The following is a 5812-nucleotide window of genomic DNA, read 5'->3' on the forward strand; positions in this document are numbered from 1 at the left end:
GCTCTTAAAAGGCAACCCCGAATGGGTAATTGATGCCGGCAGGTCTCCGATAAAAGGTGATGAACAGGGCTCGGTATGGGTCAAGGTAGAGCATTTGAGCTGCTATTCTTTGACCGGGTCACTAATTTCCGAACTGATTCCAGAACCCGAAAAGCATAACGGGGGATCCGGATATGGGCAGGCTGTTATAATCAGCAGCAATGAAGATTCGGAAGGAACCGACCAGGATACTGACATCGAAAAGGAGAAGGTATCCAGCCTGGAAATAAGCCCGAAAGAACAGGAAATCCCTGATGGTGAAATTCCGGGAGAGGAAACTTCCGAAAAGGAAACGCCGGGTGAAGGAGATTCCGAAAGCTCCCCCGGGTTCGGACCAGTATTTGCTGCTGCAGGGCTTGCTCTTTCGGCTTTTTACATAAGAAGGCGGATGCTTTAATAAAAAGCATCTTGACCTTTTCCATTTTTTAAAGCATGTCTGTCAGGACTCAAACCTCCTTTTTTGATAAAAATCCACTTCATTTGTTCAAGTGTTAAAAAATCCAGAGCAGCCGGAATGGTGTATCATTACCGTTCTTGTCCCGCTTGCGAAGCCGAGCGGCTTTTCCAACCCGAATTCCGCCTCGGGAGTACGGGGTCCGTTTCGCTCTCTCTGCTCGCTCAAGCGGACTTTCCAACCCGAATTCCGCCTCGGGAGTACGGGGTCCGTTTCGCTCTCTCTGCTCGCTCAAGCGGACTTTCCAATGAAAAAGAAACCTGACCTTTATACTCTAAACCCCCGCTATCTCCTAGTCTCCGTTATCTCCAAGCCCCTGCTACCCCTCTTTTCTTTCTTGAATTTTCTTCTTAGATATGGTTATATAAATACAGCTCATAACCTGATTCTGTCAGATGATATTGATTTTTTCAAAATTAAGGGGGATGTGGAAATAACTACAGGTGTAACCAATCTTGATAAAAGTATTGAGCTTACCAATGCCTGGCTGAATGAAATTCTTGACCAGTTACAGTGGCAGAGCAAGAAAAGCGCATACCAGGCACTTCGGGGCACATTACATACGCTCAGGGACAGGCTCCGGATAGAGGAGGCAGTTCAGCTTTCGACACAGCTGCCCCTTGTGATTAAAGGTGTGTACTATGACGGCTGGACCCTTCGGGATAAACCGGAGAAATTACACAAAGAATTTACATTTCGACCCCCACCCAAAAAAAGCAACTTAATTTTTTTATTTGGACATTTAAGTGCTCATTTTTTCCCATCTTTGCAATTAATTGTTCAATCTTCCATGATATTTCGCTGAAAAACAAATCAACTTTGATGTATTTTTTACTATTTTGGTCGGGAGTTTTTGGAGAATTGCAGAATTCCACCAAAATTATTTATTATGTTGAGCTTGCGTCCGTTACAGACTCAATAAGTCCATACAGTTTTCGCAGAAAATCACCTGATTTTTGAGAGGGGGGTCGAAATGTAAAAAAAGAAGAGTTTGGCAGTGTGCCAATTTTTCTGTAAAATCATAAATCTCAAAAAGTTATATGAGAATGAATTCCATATCAGAGGGCCAAAATTAGGAATGGTGAACAAAAACTCGATTTAGAATTTACAGCAAATTCGCGACACTGCCGCCTACTTTGTCGGCAGTTGAGAATCGCGGTACCAAAGTAAACAAAACAAAAAACCAGAGGAACTAAAAAATAATTCTGGATACAATAATAAACAATTCAAGTTAAAATATCACTTTACCTAAATTTAGTGCTTTTCTCATCCCATAATGTATTATATATTCAGAATCCTTTTTCACTTTTGGAGAAATATTTGCATAATTTCTTTCTCTAAAACACCATCTCATAAAATCTTCATTATATGTTTCATCTTTGTAACATATAATGTTAAGATCATATAAGAATTGCAAAAATGTATCTGCAGATTCACAAAAAGAAGGCTTTTTGTAATTGTTATCACTGAGATATTCACAGAAATTTGAATATGCCCTTAAGTATTGATCATACGGAAATTTGTGCTTTCCTTTTAGAAATTCAAAAAATTTCAAAAAATGTTCGTACTCATCTTTAGAATAGTAGAATGAAAGTTGATCCTTGATTTCACCTAAAAAATAATTAGATAATTTATCTTTGAAATCAGGGTCTTCGAAATCATCTATTGAAAAAACCTCATCCGTTTTTTTGCCCTTTATAGTGAAATTTTCTTGCAAAATATTTAACATGGTTATTATATCTCTCGGGCGATACAATGAATACCTTAAAAAGTATATAAATGATGAATATTTTTCCTGCTTTGATTTTACATTTGGTGTATCATATGGAAAATAGTAATCCCATGAATCCCCTACTTCCAACCTGTCGTCTTGCTGAAATTTCAATAAATTATCAGCAATTTCAAAGATTTGAGATGTTCTGTAATCTGTGTATTTAGTTCTCCAATCTAATAACACGGAATTGTCTCTCAATTTATTGTTTTGATTTTGTAGGCCGAGCGATTCAAAAATGTCTGGTCTCACCAGTAGAACAACTCTCAATCTTCCTTTCGTGTCTTTTATAGATGCAAAGAAATCATTGTTTACAGCCCATACCGCGTTGGCTAATCCCTTCACACATTCCAAATATTCTTCATATGAAACCGACGAAGCCCTTATATCAACACCATCTATGAACAATATGTGATTTTTAGTAAGTTTAAGAGAGCGAAGAGCTTCTTCAAATTTATTTTGAATATACAATAACCTAATCTGAAACCTTTTTTCTTCAAAAGAAATTGACTTTCTTTTTTCTCCTCCTATTTGACCATCCATGAGAGAATACTGTGCAATCAATTCAGCAGCAATTTTAGAATCTTCTACAAAGTTAATTGCATAAATAATTTCTGGAGAGAATGCATATGAATAAAACTCGTCGATAGCCCTTTGAAGATTTCTAAATTTTATAAATTTATCCACAAAATTATTACTCTCTTTTTCTTTTATTTGCTGAGAGATCAATAGATATATAATTACTTTCCATATATTTGTATAATCAGACAATTGCAAATGGTTTTCTTCTTTAAGAGTGATAAATTTTCTATATTCAGTCTCTCTTATATCTTTTATTGTTCCAGAGTTTTCTCTATATGAATTATTTGAAATATATACTGCATAAGCGGTCTTTCCAGTCCCTTTTTCACCAACCAAGAAAAATACATTATGACCACATAATTTTTCTAAAGAATCTGTGCGAATAAAAATGCGATTAAAAAATTCTTTGTTTTCTCTTCTTCTGTAATTTTGTGCATCATTGAACCCAAAATTCAACTCTGGAACGGGGAACATAGAATCACCACTTAACAAATTTTAATAGTTTATATGAGACATATCTTATATAGGATTTACGCATTTAAGGTACAAAATCAAACACAGCATACTAGAATCTCCACAAAGATCTCCTATAAGTAGGGCAGTTTTTCCTTGAAAAATAACAGATTAAGATGAAAATAAAGTCGATAGTATCATCTAAAATTTTCCAATATCACTCTCACCCCTCCCCAAACAACACGAAATAGTCCGTAGAGTTGATGCCCTCTTTGCCTTTGCCGATTCGATTGAAGCAAAAGTTGCAGCGGCAAGGGAACGGACGGAAAAACTCAGGCAGTCCATTCTTGCAAAGGCTTTTTCCGGGGAACTTGTAGAGACAGAGGCTGAGTTTGCAAGGCGGGAAGGAAGAGAGTATGAGTCGGCGGAAGTGTTGCTTGAAAGTATAAATAAAGAGAAAGGGCGGAAAAAAATGAGTAAGAAACTCAATGCAACAGCATGCATGAACTCAAATATTTTATTTGGTGGGATCTACCAGCAAATGAGGCAGATCATTCTCAAATTCATCGAAAGTTCGCCTCTAAGGATCGATCAGGTGTGGAATATTATCGATTCATAAACGTATTCTTGATTTCAATTTATACACTGCAGATGAATGCGTGATGTGTAAATAATTTTAACACAAACAAGGTTTTGATTTCTCTTATCCTTCAAATTAAATGAGAAAGTATATGAAATAATAAGTAAACAAATACCAGTAGAAAATCACTTCAAAACATATACAGTAATGTTATTGGGATATTGATGGACAAAGATATTAACAAAAGATTTGAAGAATGGAAAGTAGTCAGAGCAACAATCGTCGAATTTGACCATATTTTATCAAATATTCGGTCTTTAGATGTTACTGCGACAACTATACTCCTAGGTGCGGGTTTTCAATATTCAAATCTTATATTCCTCATTGTCATTGTTTTCAATCTTGCTTTTCTACTTTTAGAAATACATTATCACAAATATTTGAACACCGTTGCAATTTATGCTCAAGAAATTGAAGATGAAATCGGGCTCGAATTGACAAAGAGAATGTCACTCAGCCGAAATAAATACAAAGAACACAAAAAATCAAGCATTGATTATTTCAAAGGTTATTTTATAGCTAATGTATACTATTTGATCTATTTGGGATTCATGTTTTTAGGATTATATCTATTTTTAGGGCAAATTTCATTGTAAATTAAATATCTTAGACTGTACAGAATTTCACTTAAAAAAACTACAACTAAAAAATTAATAGATAGATTATTTAGAGTTAGTAAACGTGAAAAAACAAACAAAACTTGACCAATATGAAGGAGTAGAGATCCCTCAAAATATTTGTAGGATTCATAAAGAAAACCGATTATTTCTTCCACTGAATCAAACATGGTACAACTTGTTATTAGAGGGTCAAAAAGAATGGGAAATCAGAGGAGTAAGTGATACTTTTAATCAAAAAACCGTAAAAATTGGGAGGAGTATAGAAATCAGAAAAGGGTATCAAAATGATTCAATATGGGGGATCATAAAGGATAAATTCACTGTAAACTCAATTCAAGAAATTCCAAAGCCAATTTACGACAAAACAATTCCCCCATCAGTTCAAGAAGATCCTGAAGTTACAAAATTTATTAAAGAATACTTCAAAAAATATGATAAATTCATATTATTTAAAATAGAAATTCAATCAGAATAAAAAAGTTCAGATTTACCAGATTACATAATAAAAATTTTGACAAATTGGTATTCCTTATATATACTAAAAAAATAATCCGAAAATCCATCAAAATCGGAATTATAAATATAGATATCTAAAACTTCAAATTGTGAGGAACATGTTATCAAAAATCAGGAGCCCTTCTGTTTCGGAGCGTTCATTAGCACTTTTAGGTCCACTCCGAAAAGAATTGGTTAAAACCTTAGATTTTGATGATCCTTTTTTCAATTATTTTAAAGAAAAATATCCCGGCTTTAAAAAATGGTTTTATAGTGACAAGGTCCAAAACAGAGAATGTTGGGTGCATTACGAGAAGGATAATAAGATAGGAGCATTGCTGATTCTAAAAATTGAGGATGAAGAGATCGAGTCGATACCACAACTTCCCAAGAAAAAAAGACTCAAGATCTGTACATTTAAGGTAAAGTCTGTTGGAAATAGGATTGGAGAATTATTCATAAAATATGCAGTGAAATTTGCAATCAATGAAGATGTTTCTGAAATTTATTTGACTCATTTTACTGAAGAAAATGATCGATTAGTAGAACTTATCTCAGAATATGGTTTTCGTAAAGTTGCGATAAGAAGGGGAGAACAAGATATTGAAGATGTTTTTGTTAAAGAATTTTTGTAACTATTCAGCCCTACTTTGATTAATGTCAATTTTTCCTCGGAAGGAGGAAAAATTGCATATAAAATAACATTGTTTTTTCAGCATCATGCTTACACGTGAAGAGATCCTTGAAATTTATGAAGC

6 protein-coding genes are annotated in these 5812 nt (G+C 34.5%); 5 read left to right on the forward strand and 1 reads right to left on the reverse strand.

Annotated elements, in window-relative coordinates; genetic code table 11:
• A partial coding sequence (locus FTO70_RS17725; RefSeq protein ID WP_255337102.1) for a PGF-CTERM sorting domain-containing protein occupies positions 1–436 on the forward strand: 436 nt, incomplete at its 5' end.
• A gap of 304 nt (positions 437–740) precedes the next feature.
• Positions 741–1298, forward strand: a complete 558-nt coding sequence (locus FTO70_RS17730; RefSeq protein WP_255337103.1) for a DUF2267 domain-containing protein — start codon at positions 741–743, stop codon at positions 1296–1298.
• 426 nt (positions 1299–1724) lie between these two features.
• On the opposite strand, the gene FTO70_RS17735 is transcribed toward FTO70_RS17730, so the two are convergent.
• Positions 1725–3320 (reverse strand): P-loop ATPase, Sll1717 family, encoded by a 1596-nt coding sequence (locus FTO70_RS17735; RefSeq protein WP_255337104.1) that lies wholly within the window; start codon positions 3318–3320, stop codon positions 1725–1727.
• 783 nt (positions 3321–4103) lie between these two features.
• Between FTO70_RS17735 and FTO70_RS17740 the strand changes: the two genes are divergently transcribed.
• The 3 genes from FTO70_RS17740 (at position 4104) to FTO70_RS17750 (ending at position 5689) form a co-directional block, all read left to right on the forward strand.
• Positions 4104–4535, forward strand: a complete 432-nt coding sequence (locus FTO70_RS17740; protein ID WP_255337105.1) for a hypothetical protein — start codon at positions 4104–4106, stop codon at positions 4533–4535.
• An 85-nt stretch (positions 4536–4620) separates the two neighbouring features.
• A complete protein-coding gene (locus FTO70_RS17745; protein WP_255337106.1) occupies positions 4621–5034 on the forward strand; it encodes a hypothetical protein in 414 nt (137 codons plus the stop codon).
• A gap of 139 nt (positions 5035–5173) precedes the next feature.
• Positions 5174–5689 (forward strand): GNAT family N-acetyltransferase, encoded by a 516-nt coding sequence (locus FTO70_RS17750; protein WP_255337107.1) that lies wholly within the window; start codon positions 5174–5176, stop codon positions 5687–5689.
• Positions 5690–5812 lie beyond the last annotated feature (123 nt).

The sequence above is a fragment of the Methanosarcina sp. KYL-1 genome (genome assembly GCF_024372725.1).
GTDB lineage: Archaea > Halobacteriota > Methanosarcinia > Methanosarcinales > Methanosarcinaceae > Methanosarcina.

Bases quoted from the DNA above. Each gene is read 5' to 3' on its own strand.
- FTO70_RS17735 (WP_255337104.1), bottom strand. From the start codon at position 3,320: ATGTTCCCCGTTCCAGAGTTGAATTTTGGGTTCAATGATGCACAAAAT.
- FTO70_RS17750 (WP_255337107.1), top strand. From the start codon at position 5,174: ATGTTATCAAAAATCAGGAGCCCTTCTGTTTCGGAGCGTTCATTAGCA.
- FTO70_RS17730 (WP_255337103.1), top strand. From the start codon at position 741: ATGAAAAAGAAACCTGACCTTTATACTCTAAACCCCCGCTATCTCCTA.
- FTO70_RS17740 (WP_255337105.1), top strand. From the start codon at position 4,104: ATGGACAAAGATATTAACAAAAGATTTGAAGAATGGAAAGTAGTCAGA.